This window comes from Rathayibacter sp. PhB179, from assembly GCF_004345345.1.
Lineage (GTDB): Bacteria > Actinomycetota > Actinomycetes > Actinomycetales > Microbacteriaceae > Rathayibacter > Rathayibacter festucae.
The window spans coordinates 1-16,611 of sequence record NZ_SLVD01000014.1 but is presented as its reverse complement, the minus strand read 5'-3'; the positions used below and the strand labels follow the sequence as shown (position 1 = coordinate 16,611).

Below are 16,611 nucleotides of genomic sequence, written 5' to 3'. Positions count from 1 at the left end.
GTGCCCAGCACACACCCCGCCCTCGACGCCGCACCGCAGCGCCCCTCACGGACGACCCGCGTCGCGCTGATCCTCGGCGCGCCCCTCGCAGCCGGCGCCGCACTGCTCGCCCTCGCCGCGACCGGCGCCCTCGATCCCGATCGGCTCCTCATCGACCCCGGCGTCGTCGCCACTCGCGGCCTGCCCCTCGCCCGCGTCCTGCACGACCTCGCCGCGACGCTCACCGTGGGCCTGCTCCTCGTCGCCCTTCTCCTGCCCCGCTCGAACCGTCCCGGGGACGCGGTTCGGGAGACGGCGATCCGGTGGGCGTCCTGGGCGGCGGCCGGCTGGGTCCTCTCCGCCGCTGCGGTCCTGGTGTTCACCGTCGCCAACGCGATCGGCGCCCCCGTCAGCTCCCCCACGTTCCCCGCGCAGCTGTGGTTCTACATCACCCAGCTCGAGCTCGGTCAGGTCCTGCTGCTCTCCCTCGCCGCCGCCGCGGCCGTGCACGTGATCACCCTGCTCACCCCCGACCGGGCGTGGAGCGGTGCCGCGTTCGCGCTCGCCTTGTTCGCGCTGCTCCCGCTTGCGTTGACCGGTCACGCGGCCGGCGCCGACGAGCACATCAACGCCGTGAACAGCCTCGCCGTGCACCTGATCGGTGTGACCCTGTGGGCTGGAGGCCTGCTCGGCGTCGTCCTCCTAGCCCGACGCCTCGGCGCGGCCCTGCCCGACGTCGCCGAGCGGTACTCGCGGGTCGCCGGGTTCGCGTTCGCCGCCGTCGCCCTCTCCGGGATCATCAACGCTTCCCTCCGCCTCTCCGACCCCACCGATCTCGCCACCCCCTACGGGACGCTGCTGATCATCAAGACCACCGCCCTGCTGGCACTCGGGGCTATCGGCGCGTGGCACCGCACCCGCATGCTGCCCGGCCTGCGAATCGAGAGCCGGCGTCGCCGGGCGTTCCTCCGCCTCGCCGCGGTGGAGCTGGTGATCATGGCCGCCACGATCGGCGTGTCCGTCGCCCTTTCCCTGTCCGAGCCCCCGATCGGTGACGCGACGGTGAACGATCCCCGCCGCAACCTCCTCGGCTACCCCTACCCCGACCCGGTCACCGTCGGCCGCCTGTTCACCTCCTGGCACCTGGACTGGATCGGCCTCGCCGCCGCCGTGACCGTGGCCCTCTGGTACCTGCGCACCCTCACCCAGCTGCGCCGCATCGGCCGCACCTGGCCTCTCCGGCGCACGATCGCCTGGTGCGCCGGCGCTCTCGTGCTGCTCTGGGCGACCAACGGAGGACCCGGCGTCTACGCGCAAGTGCACCTCAGCACCCTCCTCGGACAGCACCTGCTTCTCGCCGCCGTCGTCCCCGCGCTGCTCGTCGCCGGGAGACCAGTCGAACTTCACCGCGCGAACCGCGCCGCACACCTGCCGCCGTCCACCCCCGCCCGCGCTTCACGCCGGCCCGGGGTCCTCGGGCAGGTGCTGCGGCGGCCCAGCGTCGCCGTGGTCCTGTTCCTCGCGAACCTCGCCGCGTACTACGGCACCGACTGGCTGCAATGGTCACTGTTCTTCTACCAGGGGCGCGCCGCGATCATCGCCACCAGCATCACCACCGGACTGCTGCTCGCCACCGCCCTCTCCCATCGCCCCGAACGCACCAGCGACGCCATCGAGCAGCTGCTCACCCTGCTCGCCACCGTGGCCGGATTCCTCATCCTCGGCTGGACGCTGCGCGACACCGGCAGCATCCTCGCTCCGTCGTGGTGGATCGCGATGCTCTATCCCGACGACACCGTCCTCTTCGATCAGGGCCGCGCGGGCGCGGTCGCCCTCATCGCCGCCACCGTCACCGCCCTGACCACCAGCGCACTCCTCAACCTCGCTCGACGACCCCGACGCACGACGGAGGCCTCCGCATGACCCGCCACCACCACACCCCGCGCCGCAGGGTCCACCGCTTCGCGGTCTCCGCGGTCGCCCTCACCGTCCTGCTGGCCGTTCTCACTCCCGCTCCGGCGATCGCGGCGGAGTATCCGAGCTGGGAGGACGTCGAAGCGGCCCGCTCCAGCGAGACCAGTAAGCAGACGCAGATCGGGGAGATCACCGCCCTGCTCACCGGACTGCGCGACAACGCCGACACCGCGCGCAGCGCCCAGGACGCGCGCGTCGCCGACTACGAGAAAGCGCAGGCGACTCTCGACGACGCCACCTACCGAGCCGACGAGCTCCAGACCGCCGCGGATGAGGCGACAGCCCTCGCGGAGCAGTCCCGGAAGCAGGCCGGCCAGCTCGCGTCCACCCTCTCCCGTGCCGGCGGCACGAACCTCACTCTCGCGCTGCTGACCAGCCCCGACAGCGGCAGCCTGCTCGATCAGCTCGCATCGATGACCAAGCTGACGGAGAAGACCGACGCGATCTACACGACCGCCCGCACCGACTCCAACACCGCCACCGCCCTCACCGCCCAGGCAGAGATCGCCCGCGACGCTCTCGCGGACCTCGCGGCCGCCGCGGACGCCGCTCTCGCCGACGCGATCGCCGCGCGCGAGGCCGCCGACACCCGAGTGCAGGAACAGCAGGACTACGAGAGCACCCTCCGCAGCCAACTCGCCGTCCTCACCGAGAACCGCGCCGCTACCGAAGCCGACTACCAGACAGGCGAGGACGCGCGCCGCGCCGCGGAAGCAGCCCGAGCAGCCGAGGAAGCCGCCCGCATCGCTGCCCAGGCCGAAGCCGCCCGGATCGCCGAAGCTGCCCGCGCCGCTGCGCCAGCCAGCAGTACTCCGGCCGGAGGCACCGCACCCGCAGGTGGCGGGGCGCCGGTCGCCGGCCCTTCTTCCCAGGGGTGGGTGAAGCCCGTTTCGGGCCGCATCAGCAGTCCCTTCGGACCCCGCCCGCAACAGCCCGTCGCTGGCGTGAACCCGTTCCACTACGCGACGGACATCGTCGCTAGCTGCGGTACCCCCGTCGCCGCCGCCTCCAGCGGCACCGTCTCCTACTCGGGCGCCTTCGGCAGCTACGGCAACTGGGTCCTCCTGGATCACGGCAACGGGATCCAGACCGGGTACGCCCACAACTCCACCCTCCTCGTCGACGCCGGCCAGACCGTCACCGCGGGCCAGATCATCGCTCTCGTCGGCACCACCGGCGCGTCCACCGGCTGCCACTCCCACTACGAAACCCGCACCGGCGGCGCACGCGTCGACCCTGAACCGTTCATGCGAGCCCGCGGCGTCACCCTCGGATGACCGCCTTCTCCCCCACCGTCGCGGCCCCCCATCGTTCACTGATGTCGCCTCCGCGGCGACGTCAGTGATCGCGGCTGCAGTGCCTGGTCTGTATTCGGGTTACCGACTGGACACTGCAGCCGTGTCCCTCCGACCAGGTGGAGCATCCTCCTCGACACCCGCCCGATTTCCGCGCCAACACCTCCCGCTCGTCACCAAGAGCTCCATCGACGAGCTGACCACGGGGTCGAGCCTGTGCACGCCGAGCATCGGTCGGTGGTGCCCTCGCCCTGGTATCTACCGGGTGGGAAACGTGCTCTGAGGAATCGTCCGGAGGTCCGGCCTCAGATGGTGGCGGGGGTCGCTGTCATGATGACCGGGTGTTGATCGCTTACGTGGACGAGTCCTACACCCAGGACTTCTACTTCATCGGTGCTGCCGTGACGACGCAGGAGAAGTGGGAGCAGCTCGAGCACGGCTACGCGGCCCTTCGGGAGCAGATCGCCGCAGATCACGGGGTCCCGGCGGATGTCGAGTTCCACGGGCACGAGCTGATGGGCGGCGCCGGCGAGTGGGCTCCCCTGCGGGGGAAGCATCGTGAGGCGGCGGGCATCTATGCGGCCGCGCTGCGGATCGCGCAGGAGGCCGAGGTCCGTTACCTGTTCCGTGGGGTGGACGTGAAGCGGCTGAACGCTCGGTACCGGTACCCGGAGCAGCCGCACAAGGTCGTGTTGCAGCACCTGCTGGAGCGGGTGAACGAGTACCGCCGTGACGTCTTCTCCTTCGACACGGAAGAGGTGATCGTCGTCGCTGACGAGATCGCGACGCAGGAGGAGCACCGGCGGCAGTTCGAGAGCTACCGACTGCTGGGAACGCCGGGCTACCGGCGGAGCCGCCTCGATCTGATTTCGTCCCCGATCCAGTTCGCGTCCTCGAGGAACGCCGCCGGGCTACAGGCGGTGGACCTCGCGGTCTACCTGCATCGGCGCCGCCAGACGGTGACGGAGAAGCATCCGAAGTCTGCGGCGACGATGGCGCGGTTGAGTGGCCTGGTCAGCGCGTCGACGTCGCACGACTGGATCTGGACGCCTTAAAAACTAAGACCCCACCGAGGCGGGGTCTTAGGCTGGCAACGTTCCGGGAACCGGCCCGTTGTGACGATCACGATACACGCGGATCCTGGACGAGTCACGGCCTCGCGGGCGCCGCCTCTCGGTAAGGATCGTGTCGCGCCAACGGCCGGCCTCTGGCCCGTACGTCATCTGTGCGATGCGCTCCCGAGTACCCACGCGCCGGAATCCCGCGCGGTCGTGGAGGGCGAGGCTGGCGGTGTTCTCGGGGAAGATGCTCGACTGGATCATCCACAGGGTTGCGTCGTCCGCCGCGGCGATGAGCGCGGCGAGCAGCGTCGAACCGACACCGCGGCCGCGGGCGGCGGCGGCGATGTAGACGGAGTGCTCGACCACTCCCCTGGTAGACGGGCCGGGCCGAGACCTTCGACAGCGCACTCCAGCCGAGGATCTGTTCTCCGTCGACGGCGACGAGTCGTCCGACTTCCAGCTTTCCCGCATCGAACGCCTCCCAGGTCGGCGGTTCGGCCTCGAAGGTGGCGTGCCCGGTCGCGATGCCCTCTCGGTAGATCGTCTCGACCCCCGCCCAGTCCTCGGAGAGCATCGGCCGAATGCCGGTCATGAGCAGCAGCTTCCTCCGGCGGATCCGATGTCGGTGGAGCAGACGCCGGTTTCAGGGAGCACAAGCTGCACGCGCCGGGCGGCGGCGTGATCGCCGGCGAGCTCGTCCGCGATGGAGCGGACCTGCTCGTAGCCGGTGACGAGCAGGAAGGTCGGCGCCCTGCCGTACGACTTCATCCCCGCGATGAAGAAGTTCGGCTCGGGGTGCGCGAGCTCCGCGACGCCGTGCGGGTCGACAGTGCCACACGAGTGCAGATTCGGGTCGATCAGCGTCGCGAGGGCGCGGGGTGCCTCCACGATCTCGTCGAGGGAGACGCGGATCTCGCGCAGCATGTCGAGGTCTGGCCGGAACCCGGTGGCCTGCACGACGACGTCGGCCTCGATGCTCTCGCGCTCCTTCCGGCGGCGCCCCATCACAGTGACGCGGCCGGTGGCGGTCTTCTCGAGGCGGTCGATTTCGAAGTGGTCGAGGAGGGTGATCGCGCCGTCGCGGACGAGCTGGTGGACGGTGCCGCCGAGCTTGCCGCGCTCCTCGAGCTCGTCGTCGCCCGAGCCGAAGACGCGCAGCGGGCTGGTGCCGCGGATCGCCCAGGTGACGTTCGTGCCCGGTTCCTCGCGGGCGAGTCGGGCGAGCTTGATGAGGGTGTTCGCGGCGGAGTGGCCGGCGCCGACGACAAGGACGCACTGTCCGGCGAAGCGGGCGCGGTCGGCGCCGAGCACGTCGGGCAGTGCGTGGCTGAGGTGCTCGGCGACGTCGGCGGCGCCGATTGGATCGAGGCCGGCGGAGGCGAGGGCGTTGGGGGTCGAGTAGGTGCCGGAGGTATCGATGACGGCGCGGGCGGTGACGTCGACGGCGCCGTCCGGGGTGTCCAGGCGCAGCAGGAACGGGGTTCCGGCGCGGCCGGTGGAGCGGGTGCGGTCCATGCCCTCGCGGGTCACGGCGGTGACGCGGGAGCGGTACCGGATGACCGGGGCGAGCTGCGGCGTCGCGGCGAGGGGCGCGAGGTAGTCGCGGACGAACTCGTGCCCGGTCGGCAGCTTCTTCGCCGCGGGCGCCTCCCACCCGGCGGCATCGAGCAGGCGTCCGGCAGCGGAGTCGACCAGGTACTCCCACGGCGAGAACAGGCGGGTGTGCCCCCACTGCTGCACCGCGGCACCGGCACTCTCGCCCGCTTCATAGACCACGACGTCGAGGCCTCGCTCGAGCAACTGCGCGGCGGCGGCGAGGCCGACGGGCCCGGCGCCGATCACAGCGACGGGCAGGCCGGTGAGGCGGCGCTCATCAGCGCGGGGTGGGACGGTCAGCAGCATCGTCATAGCGGGATCCTCGGCTCGTCGGGTCAGCGGCCGGCGGGCAGCAGCTCGGCCAGCAGCGCTTCGACGCGGGCCTTGATGTCGTCGCGGATCGGACGGACCTCGTCGAGCGACTTGCCCTTGGGGTCGGTGAGCGACCAGTCCTCGTAGCGCTTGCCGGGGAAGATCGGGCAGACGTCGCCGCAGCCCATGGTGATGACGACGTCCGACTCGCGCACCTGCTCGGTGGTCATCAGCGTGGGGACGGCCTGCGAGATGTCGATGCCCTCCTCCGCCATCGCGGCGATCGCCATCGGGTTGATCTGATCGCCCGGCTCGGACCCGCCGGAGAGGACCTCGACGGCACCGTTCGAGAGGGCGCGCAGGTAGCCGGCGGCCATCTGCGAGCGTCCCGCGTTGTGGATGCAGACGAAGAGGACGGTGGGGGCGGTCATCGGAACTCCTGAGCTGAAGCGGAACGAGGGCGTCGGGCGGAACGGGCGACCGCATCGATCAACGTCGATGCATGCATGGCCGACTATATCGACAGCCGTCGATCCGTGGGAAGATGGGGCATGGCTGTTCTCGAGATGCTCCCCCTGACGGACGTCGCTGCCTGCTGCTCACCCCTGACCCGCGAGGCGATGAGCACAGAGAACGCCGAGATGCTCGCCCGCTCGCTGCGGGCAATCGCGGACCCTGCACGGCTGCGGCTGATCTCGATGATCGCCGCTCACGACGGCCAGGAGGCGTGCGTGTGCGACCTCACCGAGCCGCTCGGGCTCGGCCAATCCACCGTCTCGCACCACCTGAAAGTCTTGGTCGACGCCGGGATCTTGACGCGCGACAAGCGAGGGACCTGGGCCTACTACCGCCTCGTCCCCGGCGCCCTTGAGTCCCTCGCTGGGCTGATCGCCGCAGTCTGACGTCGTCGTCACGCGACGGTGAGCACTTCCTTTACGAGACGGCTCGATCCGCCTCGTTCGACGGCCGCGCCGCGGCGCGTTCAGGCGCGAGGCGTGGGATCAGGCGGACGAAGACGACCATGCCGACGAGCTCCACGAGGGTCTGCGTGACGACGACGACCGGCGCGAGCGCGAGCGATGCGGGCAGCGCGAGCGCGAGCGGCAGAACGACGAGGGAGTTGCGGGTCGCGCCGCTGAACACGAGTGCGCGGGTCGCGGAGTACTCGAGGCGGAAGAGTCGCGCGACGCCCAGGCCGGCGGCGGCCATGACGAGGAGGAAGCCGGCGTAGATCGGGACGAGGACGAGCAGCTGTCCGGCGGCCGCGCCGACGGCGCCGGCCTGGGAGGCGACGACGACGAACAGGGTCCCCATCATCAGCGGCACCATGAGCCCGAGCATCGTGGACTCGATGACCCGGCCCGCCCGGTGTCGGCGGCCGAGTGCCTGCACGAGGGCGGCCGCGGTGAGCGGTACGACGATGAGCAGGAGGAATGCGCGCGCGAACGGGCCAACCTCGACCACTGCGATGCCTTCCGGTCCGAGGAAGAGCAGCAGGTACAGCGGCAGGAGCAGGATCTGCGCGAGCATCAGCAGCGGCGCCGCGGCGAGCAGCCGGTCGGACGCGCCGCCGGCAAGGCCGGCGAAGACGATCACGTAGTCGATGCACGGCGTCAGCAGCACCAGCAGCACCCCGAACAGCAGCGCCTGGCTGTCGGCCACGAACCGAGACAGGCCATAGGCGACGACGGGAACGACGACGAAGTTCAACACCCCGACCGCCGCGAGGAAACGGCCGTCACGCAGAGACCGGCCGATCGCAGCGAACGGGACGCCAAGGAACGTGGCGAACAGCAGCAGCGCGAGCACCGGCTCGATCGCGACCTCCAGACGGTGCGCGGCGGGCAGCAGCAGCCCGAGCGCAGCGCCAGCCGCGATCGCGACGAGATAGAGGGCGATCTGGCGATGTTCGAGCCATTCGACAAACGCGCTCACGGCAGCAGACCGGGAAGTAGGAGGGGCACGAAGTGCAACGGTAAACGTTCGAGCCGCTTGAAGGTCAAGCGGGGGCTCCGGCCGTAGGGTCGGCGTGTGCGGATCTCGGACGTCAGCAAGCGCAGCGGCGTCTCCGCGACGGCGCTGCGGTACTACGAGTCCATCGGACTCATCACCCCCGGCCGCAGCAGCAACGGGTATCGCGACTACGACGCGGACGTGCTCGCACGCCTGGACCTCATCGAGTCCAGCAAGGAACTCGGCCTCCCGCTCGAGGACATCGGCCGTCACCTACGCGCCCTCGAAACCACCTCCTGCACGGACGTCCGTAACGAACTGCGCCCGCTCCTCGCGGAGCGGGTACGGCAACTGGACGAGAAGCGGGCGCGGCTCGACGAGCTGCGCAGTCGCCTCAGCCGCGCGGACCACGACCTCGCCGCGTGTCCCGACCGGGACGAGCGTTGCTCCACTGAGTGCATCTTCCGCGCCCGATAGCGGCCCACTGCTTCCGCCTGAGCCGGCCCGCAGCGTCAGCGCCGCGGAATCGGCAGGGCCTGCTGGCGAGGAGTTGTAGCTGGTTTGGTCGCGGAAGATCGCCCAGATGACGTTGATGCGTCGTCGAGCGAGAGCGATCAGCGCTTGCTTGTGCGACTTGCCCTCTCCTCGTTTCCGCTCGTAGAACGAGCGCGAGACCGGGCAGTTCCTGGACGCGATGAACGCCGCTTGGAAGCAGGCGTTCAACAGCCGCCGGTCGTAGCGCCGTGGCCGGTGGTGGTTGCCAGAGATCTTCCCGGAGTCGCGCGGCACGGGAGCGAGGCCCGCGAAGCTGGCCAGCCGGTCGGCCGTCTCGAACGCGGCGAGGTCAGTACCGGTCGCGGCGAGGAAGTCCGCAGCGAGCCTGCGCCCGAACCCCGGAATCGAAACCAGCAGATCCGCTGAGCTACTGTCCTGCAGAACGGCTTCGATCTCCGCATCGATCTCCGCGACCTCGTCCCGGATGCGGAGCAGATCACGCGCGGACCGGCTCACCAGCCGAGCCGCCGCCCCCTCCCCCACAACGACCGACGTCTGCTCGCGAGCAGCATCGACCGCTGTCTTCGCCACGGCCGCGGACTTCCAACACCCCTGCCCCTTCAACCACGACGCCAGCCGGCTTTCCCCCATCCGCCGGATCGCGGAGGGCGTCGCGTACCGGGTGAGTAGCACCAACGGTCCCCTGGTCGTCGCGTAGTTGAAGGCCCCCTCGAGCGAGGGGAAGTAGTGGACCAGGATGGCGCGCAGCCGGTTCACGGCGCGGGTGCGGTCGTGCACCAGGTCCTCCCGGCGCGCCGACAGCAGCCGCAGCTCGGCGGTGACCTCGTCGGCCTGGCGCATGAGCGTTACGTCTCGCCGGGTCCGCGCCTGGTCGGCGATGATGACCGCGTCCTTCGCGTCCGTCTTCGCCTCACCCCGATAGGCGCCCGAGGCGTGGTGCACGACGCGACCCGAAATGTAGAACAGCGGCTGCGCGTGGGAGCTGAGCAGCGTCTGCAGCAGCCCCGTCCCACCGTGGTTCAGGTCAGTCGCCCAGGCGACGTCGGTGCCACCCGGCAGGGACGCGACGTCGCCCATCAGGGTCAGGATCGCCGTCTCTCGGTTCTTGAACCGTTGCGAGAGCAGCTTGGTTCCGTTGGCGTCGATGACGACGCAGTGGTGTTCGGTCTTGCCGGCGTCGATACCGGCCCAGAGTTGGGGCACGCAGTGTCCTTCCGTTGAGGGGTGCGGTGCGCCGTGAACGACCTTGCCGGCATGTCCTTACGGGGCGATCTGGTCGCGTTTCTCAATGAGCGGTCCTGCCGTTGCGGGGTCCCGGGCGGCTAATCCCGGCGTGCCATCAGTCGGCTGAAGGCGGTCAGCCATACCCGAGACCCCTGGCGCGTTCCGGAGCCTACAACTGCCCCGAATCCACGGAAATAACGGTAAGGAAGGCGGTTTTCCGCCCAGGCAACCGGAGGGCGCAGTGCAACCCGCAGGGCGCTAGGGGAGAGAGTTTCGGCGCGAAATAAGGGAGCGCAGCGGCCGCGTGTCGAAAGTCTCGGAAGAGCCGGTGGCGCAGCCACTTGAACGGAGCCCGGAGGTGGCTACGAGGGAGCGAAGCGGACGAGCCGCCGAAGGCTTCCCGGCAAAGAAACGTGAGCCCATCGGGTGAACATCAGCGGCCGGCACCGCCGGCTGGACGCTTAGGCGGCGCTCCGTCGCCGCTGCGCGAGTGCAGCTCGCGCCCCCGGAACGAGATGGCGGGGAGTGTGAGGGGGGTCACCCCTCACGGGCCGGCCCTCCCCCTTCAGCTCGCCACCGCCTCCGCACTGGCTGCGACGTCGGCGGCAGCGTGCTGAACGACTGGGCGGTCGGCTATTGGGACGGTGATCCGATTCGTAGTGTCGGACTCGTGAATCCGTCTCGACACCTTCCTGCCATCGGAGCTCCGGCTACCCAGGCGCTCGAGGAGGCAGCCGTGCATGACTGGCCGGACGCGCTCTCTCCTTCGGGAACTGGCCCTCTCGCGTCGGAACCGTCGCCGATGATCGGCGCGCGGTCGGCCATGACAAGCCGTCCGCAAGGGGTGAGCTACATCATGTCGATGGGGCCGTCTACCTGAATGGCCGCAGGGGCGGGCGTCTGGTCGGCCGGGGGTTCTCGATGAGGCTGCTCGCGATCCGAGGAGCGCAGAAGCGAGCAGGCGTGCCCGCGAACAAGCGCCGCTAAACCAGGATGAATGGCTCCCACTTCTCGCAACGCCTCAAGAAGCTCCAGCAGAGCGTCCTGGGGGTCTGCGCGCTCCGTCGAGTAGCAGGAGACTTGAGGCTTGGCCGTTGCCGCACGATCGCGCATGTCCGCGCCCTTCGCTCATCCGTTTAGGAGGACAGCAGCAGGATCAGGGTCGCTAGTCTCACGGTAGAGGTAGCGACTTTGTGTCCGCCGCCCCCAGATCAGGGCGCACGGGAAACGACCCTCCGGATGCACCGACAAGGAGCATCGGCTCCAACCAATCTCGGCACCTGACTACGCGGGCGCTCGGAGTGCAAACCTGTCACACTGAGGCATTTCCCGCCCCTGACACCCGGCGAACCCTTCACCATGAGGAGCTCTCCAGGATGGGCGTTCTGCGCTACGACCACCGCACCTTCGAGTTCGAGGACCGTCTCCTCGTCCACCTCCAGATCGTCGTCGGCCTGAAGCTGCGCCGCGCGGAGTGCTTCTATCTCTCATGGCTGCCCGGTCACGGGTCCGGAATCGGCCGTCAGGCGATCTGGATCGCAACAGGAGTAGCCCTGCACTTCGACTACTCCGGCACCCGGCTCCCTTCCGTGAACCGCGACTGGATCGAGCACCTTGTCGCGAGCTCCCACAGCGGTATGGGCTTGAACCTTTCGGACGAGGCAAACCGTGAACCCGCTGCACTGCAATGAGGACAGGCCGCACCTCGGCGGCATCTATACCTTCCACGTCCGAAACGCCGGCGTAGGGAAGCATCTGCGATCAGCTCCCGTCGCGGTCAGAAGCTGGGCTGTCGTCCTGACTGGATCACCTCTGAACTCCGGCGGGCGGGGGGCCCGCGGTGAGCGAACCCGATGACCTTTCGATTCTGCTCTCCTCGCTCCTGGAGCTGTTGCCGTTCGACGACGCGGCCGCCGCGTCGCTGGGCTCTCCGTTCGATATCGAAACGTTGGCCGCGACGAGTGACCTCGGCGCCTCGCTGGATGAGACGCAGCTTGATCTCGGCGAGGGCCCGAGCTGGCAGGCCTTCCACAGCCACCGCCCCATCGCCGTACCCTTCGTCGACGGCGACGCTGCTGCGGGCTGGCCGTTTTACGCCTACGCGCTGGCCGGAGCCGGCATCCGCTCCGTGCTCGCCCTCCCCTTGTCATTCGGCCCCCTCCATATCGGGGCTATCACACTGTTCAGCGCCACCTCGGCGCAGGCGAGCACGGAGAGCCTGCAGCTCGCTAAGAGCATCGCGACTCTCTTGGGCAGAACAGTTATCGCTCGAGCCCTCGCCGACGCACACGCCGGCACGGTCTCGCGAGATCCCTCCCTCTCCCGCCGGGAAGTGCACCAGGCCACCGGCATGATCATCAGCCAGACCAAGACCACACCCGCCGACGCACTGCTCCTTCTCCGCGCCCACGCCTTCCGAACTTCACGCACAGTCAGGGCCGTCGCCGCCGACATCGTCGCCTGCCGCCTCGATCTCTCCCCCGGCCCCTCCCACTCCCCCGACCCCGATCACTGAAAGCAGGCCCCCCAATGCCCGCCTTTACGCGCACTGAACTGCTTCTCGAGACTCTGACCGTCGTCGCCGACACCCTCGTCGACGACTTCGATGTGGTCGAGTTCCTTCACGACCTCGTCGAGCGATGCGCGGCGATCTTCGACGCCGTCGACGTAGGTCTCGTCCTCGCCGATTCCCACGGCGACCTCGTTGTCATGGCCTCCACCAGCGAACGCCTCCACCTAATCGAGGTCCTGCAGCTCTCCGCTGGCGACGGCCCCTGCGTCGATTCCTACGAATCCGGCAGCGTCGTCACCGCCGGCGACCGGGAAAACATCACGCTTCGATGGCCCGCATTCGCTCTCGCCGCACAGGACTCCGGCTACCAGTCCGTGCATGCCGTGCCCCTCCGGTTGCGGCAGAAGACGATCGGGTCGCTGAACTTCTTCAGCGACAGCCCGGGCGTGTTCGAAGTGAAGGACGTGCTCGTCGCCCAGACAATCGCTGACGTCGCCACCATCGGCCTCGTTCAGGAGCAGGCGATCAGAGAGGCCTCCCTCGCCCGCGCCCAGCTACAGCACGCCCTCGACGCCCGCATCGTCATCGAGCAAGCCAAGGGCATCATCGCGCACAGCCGCAACGTCGATATGGAGAGCGCCTGGCGGACGCTGCGCCAGTACGCCCGCTCCCACGAATCCCGCGTTTCCGACATCGCCAAAGCCGTCGTCGAGGGCCTCGTCGTCCTCTGACCGCGATGAGTGGTTCCTCGACCAACTCAGAATCGAGTCAGGTGTTCCTGCTCGGTACGAGCGGCGAGAGCAAGCCGTCCGCGACGATGCTCCGCTCATCTCTTCCTGCCGGCGGATGCGACCTGTCTCGACGCGCCCCATCCGCACTACTCGCGGGAATACGGCGCGGAGGAAGCGGCGTCATGAACATCTGCCAGTCGGCAACGATCGGCCACCGCGTCGCGCTTGTGGATCGGCGGCTACTGCGACAGCTCGCGGTCGAGGCGATCGAGGAGTGCTTCGAGGGACATCTCGAACTCCTCGTCGCTACGGTCTTCGCTGAGCAGAACACGTAGTCGACGTACTTCGGGAGCGATGTCCAGCGAGACGTTGCCGTCGCCCTGCGGGATGTCTGCGTCGCCTTCATCGAGGGGCTCCTCCGCCGGCCCGGCCTCGGCCCCGTGAACGACTGACTGCAGAAGCAACTGGCCGAGCAGGAAACTACTGAACGCGCGGTACGCGCCAACAGCCTGCTCGTCGGTGAATCCGCCGATGGTCAACGCCTCGAGGAAGGTGTTGACGACCTCGATGCTCCGCAACGGCGGCCTCAGCCACGGCGCGGCCGGATGCCGAGTCGCGACCAGCGGGAATGCCCGAGGGTGGTCGGTGGCGATACGCCGGACCTCGTGCGCGACCGTTTGAAGGAACTCCTGCCAGTGCTGGCCCTTCGCCTCGACGAGGCGCTCGGTGAGGTCTCGCATCAGCATCGCGATGACGCCTTCGAGCAGATCCTCCTTGCCGTGCACATACCGGTACAACGACATCGCCTCGACGCCCAGCTCTTGACCGAGCGACCGCATCGACAGGCCCTGAGCGCCAAGGCGATCGATCTGATCGAGAGCAGTCGTCACGATCAGATCCCGGCTCAGCTTCCCTCCACCCGGGCTCGCTTGGCCTTCTTTACTCGAGTCCGCCACGGAGAACACCTTCCTGAAGTACCTGATCGCCCCGCTAGCAGGACGACAGTGTGAAACGCAAGCACCACACACATCTTCAGTTTAGCCCAGTTTACACCGTAAGCTTTTTTTGGTAGCTTACGTTGTAAGCAACCTTTGCGGCTGTCGCGCCCTCGCGTGCTCATGCCTGATGAGAGGCAATTTTGGCCAACCACAACACGACAGCTCGCGCCGTCACCACCGACAACGACATCGCGAAGGAGTCGCTGATCGGCACCGAGCGCGGCGGCCGCGACTCGAACATCTCCTGGGGCTCCGTGGTCGCAGGCGTCATCACCTTCCTTGCCGTCACGATCCTGCTCTCCCTCGTCACGGCCGGCATAGGCCTCGGCGGATCTGGTCTCGGCGCCGGCATCTGGAGCATCATCGCGCTCGCACTTGCCCTCATCGCCGGAGGCTTCGTCGCCGGCGCGCTGGCACTTCGCAGCGGCCTGCTGCACGGCTTCCTCACCTGGGCCACCTCCCTCGTCGTCGCTCTCGCCCTCGTCGTCGGGCTGGGCGCAGGAGTTCTCGGTGCCGCGGGCGGAATTGTCGGCGGCGTCGTGTCCTCCGCCTCGCAGGCTGCGTCGGGAACCGACCTCAACCAGGTCGCGGACGACGCCGAAGGCGCTGTCAGTGAGGAAGACGTGCAGGACGCCCAGGATCAGGCCGGCCAAGCCCTTGACAACGCGCAACAGGTCGCTGATGACGCCGCGGAAACCGCACAGACCGCGTCCTGGTACGCCTTCGTCGGACTCCTGCTGGGCGCGATCCTCGCCGCTTTCGGCGGAACCCTGGGCGTTCGCAGCGTTCTCTCGCGCCGCGACCGCACCACCGTCGCCGCGAAGAGCACCCACTAACACCCCTCCTCCCGGGAGCAGTTCCCGAGGGATGCCCCCGTTGGCCGGTCACCAGGAAGAGGCTCTGATGCACGACGCCGTCCACGCCGCAACCGTTGACGAACTCATTCGAGCGGTCGAAGAACTGCGAGTGGCCGAAACCATCGCCTCCCGGCAGCAGGTTCGAGGAATCGGACTCCGGGGGATGGAACGGGCGGCCGTCGTCTACATCGAAGAGTTTGGCCAGGCTGAGCAGAGCGCGACACCCACCGGGCTCTCCCGCTACCTGGGGATCAGCACAGCAGCTGTCACGCACGTCCTCGACAGACTCACCAAAGCCGGGCTGATTCGGCGCGAACGCTCCGACACCGACCGACGCCAGATCACCCTTCACCTAGCCGTCGAGCACGGAGACCCGCGCCTAAGCGATCCACTCAGCACGCCACTGCACAGCATCGCCACGTCCCTCGAAGCCGGTGAGCGGCGAATCATCCTCCGCTTTCTCACCGAACTTCGCGGGCTACTCCCCCGACCTCACTAGACCTCACACCCGCAACTAATCGTCACTCTCCATCCCGAGCCGGCTAATTCCCGGATGAAAGCGAGCACATCATGATCGACAGCAGCAACATCAACGACCTGATCGGCGCCGACGTGCGCGGCACCGACGACAGCAAGATCGGAACCGTCGGCCAGATCTACATCGCCGACGACTCGCAGACCCCGACCTGGGTGACCATCCGCACCGGTCTGTTCGGCTCCGGCGAGTCGTTCGCCCCGCTCGAAGATGCGACCTTCGAGGGCGGCGTCCTGCGCGTCGGCTACGAGAAGGCCTTCGTCAAGGACGCGCCCCGCGTCGACGACGACGGCGCCCTGAGCGCCGACGAAGAGCAGACGCTCTACAACTACTACGGCCGCGGCGACTCCTACGCCACTCCGACAGAGGCGCCCCTCTACGACCAGGACGCCGACCGCACCGCGGACACCGACCGCACGCAGAACACCGCCGGCACCGAGGGCTATGACACCTCCGGCCCGACGACCGACGATGCGATGACCCGCTCTGAGGAGCGCCTGCGCGTGGGCACTGAGAAGGTCGAAGCCGGGCGCGCGCGCTTGCGCAAGCACATCGTCACCGAGCAGGTCACCAAGACCGTCCCGGTCAGCCACGACGAGGTCCGCGTCACCCGCGAGGCGATCACCGACGCCAACGTCGGCGACGCCCTCTCCGGCCCGGAGCTCAGCGAAGAGGAGCACGAAGTGATCCTCACCGGTGAGCGCGTGGTCACCGCGAAGGAGACCGTGCCCGTCGAGCGCGTCAGCCTCGGCACCGAGACCGTCACCGAGCAGCAGCAGGTCACCGAGGACGTCTCCCACGAGGAGATCGAGCTCGTCGACCCCACCACGACGACGTCCGACGAGAGCATCGTCGACCGCGACACCCGCTCCTAGTCGCCACCGGCGGCGGCCCGGCACCCCACCGGGCCGCCGCCACCACCCGCACCGCCCCCAGACACCTTCCACACTCGTCCGCCCGCGGACTCGCGCCTGAAAGGCTCCCCCATGGATCTCCCCGCCGCTCTGCAGAACGGACTGGCCGCGGTCATCGCGTTCGTCCCGCTCGCGCTGCTGTTCCTGCTCATCC

General features: G+C 68.7%; 14 protein-coding genes and 2 pseudogenes. 10 read left to right on the top strand and 6 right to left on the bottom strand.

What is annotated here, in order from left to right; all coding sequences use genetic code 11:
• The 3 genes from EDF43_RS20945 to EDF43_RS20935 all read left to right on the top strand — a co-directional run bounded on the left by EDF43_RS20945 (position 1) and on the right by EDF43_RS20935 (position 4,303).
• On the top strand, positions 1-1,902 hold the full coding sequence (locus EDF43_RS20945) for a cytochrome c oxidase assembly protein (RefSeq protein WP_165909235.1): 1,902 nt from the start codon (positions 1-3) through the stop codon (positions 1,900-1,902).
• Complete coding sequence (locus EDF43_RS20940; protein ID WP_132438436.1) at positions 1,899-3,230, top strand: M23 family metallopeptidase; 1,332 nt, start codon at positions 1,899-1,901, stop codon at positions 3,228-3,230. The genes EDF43_RS20945 and EDF43_RS20940 overlap by 4 nt, the downstream gene beginning before the upstream one ends.
• A gap of 359 nt (positions 3,231-3,589) precedes the next feature.
• Entirely contained in the window at positions 3,590-4,303 is a 714-nt protein-coding gene (locus EDF43_RS20935; protein WP_165909236.1) for a DUF3800 domain-containing protein, read from the top strand.
• A gap of 27 nt (positions 4,304-4,330) precedes the next feature.
• Here EDF43_RS20935 and EDF43_RS20930 read toward each other — a convergent pair.
• The 3 genes and pseudogenes from EDF43_RS20930 to EDF43_RS20920 all read right to left on the bottom strand — a co-directional run bounded on the left by EDF43_RS20930 (position 4,331) and on the right by EDF43_RS20920 (position 6,648).
• Positions 4,331-4,901 (bottom strand): annotated as a pseudogene (locus EDF43_RS20930) (N-acetyltransferase family protein).
• Positions 4,898-6,217 (bottom strand): FAD-dependent oxidoreductase, encoded by a 1,320-nt coding sequence (locus EDF43_RS20925; protein WP_132438437.1) that lies wholly within the window; start codon positions 6,215-6,217, stop codon positions 4,898-4,900. Before EDF43_RS20925 ends, EDF43_RS20930 begins: the two are co-directional and overlap by 4 nt.
• 23 nt (positions 6,218-6,240) lie before the next feature.
• Positions 6,241-6,648: an arsenate reductase ArsC gene (locus tag EDF43_RS20920; protein WP_132438438.1), complete on the bottom strand. Its 408-nt coding sequence runs from the start codon at positions 6,646-6,648 to the stop codon at positions 6,241-6,243.
• 120 nt (positions 6,649-6,768) lie between these two features.
• On the opposite strand from EDF43_RS20920, the gene EDF43_RS20915 reads away from it, so the two are divergent.
• Positions 6,769-7,119 (top strand): metalloregulator ArsR/SmtB family transcription factor, encoded by a 351-nt coding sequence (locus tag EDF43_RS20915; protein WP_132438439.1) that lies wholly within the window; start codon positions 6,769-6,771, stop codon positions 7,117-7,119.
• 31 nt (positions 7,120-7,150) lie between these two features.
• Here EDF43_RS20915 and EDF43_RS20910 read toward each other — a convergent pair whose 3' ends face one another.
• Positions 7,151-8,443 carry a bile acid:sodium symporter gene (locus tag EDF43_RS20910; protein ID WP_347812546.1) on the bottom strand — a complete coding sequence of 431 codons (1,293 nt, stop codon included), beginning with the start codon at positions 8,441-8,443 and terminating at the stop codon, positions 7,151-7,153.
• 291 nt (positions 8,444-8,734) lie between these two features.
• Positions 8,735-9,889 (bottom strand): annotated as a pseudogene (locus EDF43_RS20900) (IS110 family transposase); the annotation flags it as partial.
• Positions 9,890-11,286: 1,397 nt separating this feature from the next.
• Between EDF43_RS20900 and EDF43_RS20895 the strand changes: the two are divergent.
• The 3 genes from EDF43_RS20895 (at position 11,287) to EDF43_RS20885 (ending at position 13,153) form a co-directional block, all read left to right on the top strand.
• A complete protein-coding gene (locus EDF43_RS20895) occupies positions 11,287-11,601 on the top strand; it encodes a hypothetical protein (RefSeq protein ID WP_132438442.1) in 315 nt (104 codons plus the stop codon).
• A 149-nt stretch (positions 11,602-11,750) separates the two neighbouring features.
• Complete coding sequence (locus EDF43_RS20890; RefSeq protein ID WP_132438443.1) at positions 11,751-12,425, top strand: GAF and ANTAR domain-containing protein; 675 nt, start codon at positions 11,751-11,753, stop codon at positions 12,423-12,425.
• Between the two features lie 14 nt (positions 12,426-12,439).
• The gene (locus tag EDF43_RS20885; RefSeq protein WP_132438444.1) at positions 12,440-13,153 is read left to right on the top strand and encodes a GAF and ANTAR domain-containing protein; all 714 of its coding nucleotides are present in this window, start codon (positions 12,440-12,442) and stop codon (positions 13,151-13,153) included.
• Positions 13,154-13,392: 239 nt separating this feature from the next.
• Here EDF43_RS20885 and EDF43_RS20880 read toward each other — a convergent pair whose 3' ends face one another.
• Positions 13,393-14,043: a TetR/AcrR family transcriptional regulator C-terminal domain-containing protein gene (locus EDF43_RS20880; protein WP_243646398.1), complete on the bottom strand. Its 651-nt coding sequence runs from the start codon at positions 14,041-14,043 to the stop codon at positions 13,393-13,395.
• Positions 14,044-14,291: 248 nt separating this feature from the next.
• Between EDF43_RS20880 and EDF43_RS22055 the strand changes: the two genes are divergently transcribed.
• From EDF43_RS22055 to EDF43_RS20870, 3 genes are all read left to right on the top strand, one after another.
• Positions 14,292-14,987, top strand: coding sequence for a hypothetical protein (locus EDF43_RS22055; protein ID WP_165909237.1), 696 nt, complete (start codon positions 14,292-14,294; stop codon positions 14,985-14,987).
• Positions 14,988-15,054: 67 nt separating this feature from the next.
• Positions 15,055-15,507 carry a MarR family transcriptional regulator gene (locus tag EDF43_RS20875; protein WP_165909238.1) on the top strand — a complete coding sequence of 151 codons (453 nt, stop codon included), beginning with the start codon at positions 15,055-15,057 and terminating at the stop codon, positions 15,505-15,507.
• A gap of 71 nt (positions 15,508-15,578) precedes the next feature.
• A complete protein-coding gene (locus tag EDF43_RS20870) occupies positions 15,579-16,418 on the top strand; it encodes a PRC and DUF2382 domain-containing protein (RefSeq protein WP_132438446.1) in 840 nt (279 codons plus the stop codon).
• The last annotated feature ends 193 nt before the right edge of the window (positions 16,419-16,611 follow it).

Coding starts and splice junctions, on each gene's coding strand:
- EDF43_RS20940 (WP_132438436.1), top strand. CDS start 1,899: ATGACCCGCCACCACCACACCCCGCGCCGCAGGGTCCACCGCTTCGCG.
- EDF43_RS20925 (WP_132438437.1), bottom strand. CDS start 6,217: ATGACGATGCTGCTGACCGTCCCACCCCGCGCTGATGAGCGCCGCCTC.
- EDF43_RS20920 (WP_132438438.1), bottom strand. CDS start 6,648: ATGACCGCCCCCACCGTCCTCTTCGTCTGCATCCACAACGCGGGACGC.
- EDF43_RS20915 (WP_132438439.1), top strand. CDS start 6,769: ATGGCTGTTCTCGAGATGCTCCCCCTGACGGACGTCGCTGCCTGCTGC.
- EDF43_RS20895 (WP_132438442.1), top strand. CDS start 11,287: ATGGGCGTTCTGCGCTACGACCACCGCACCTTCGAGTTCGAGGACCGT.
- EDF43_RS20885 (WP_132438444.1), top strand. CDS start 12,440: ATGCCCGCCTTTACGCGCACTGAACTGCTTCTCGAGACTCTGACCGTC.
- EDF43_RS20875 (WP_165909238.1), top strand. CDS start 15,055: ATGCACGACGCCGTCCACGCCGCAACCGTTGACGAACTCATTCGAGCG.
- EDF43_RS20870 (WP_132438446.1), top strand. CDS start 15,579: ATGATCGACAGCAGCAACATCAACGACCTGATCGGCGCCGACGTGCGC.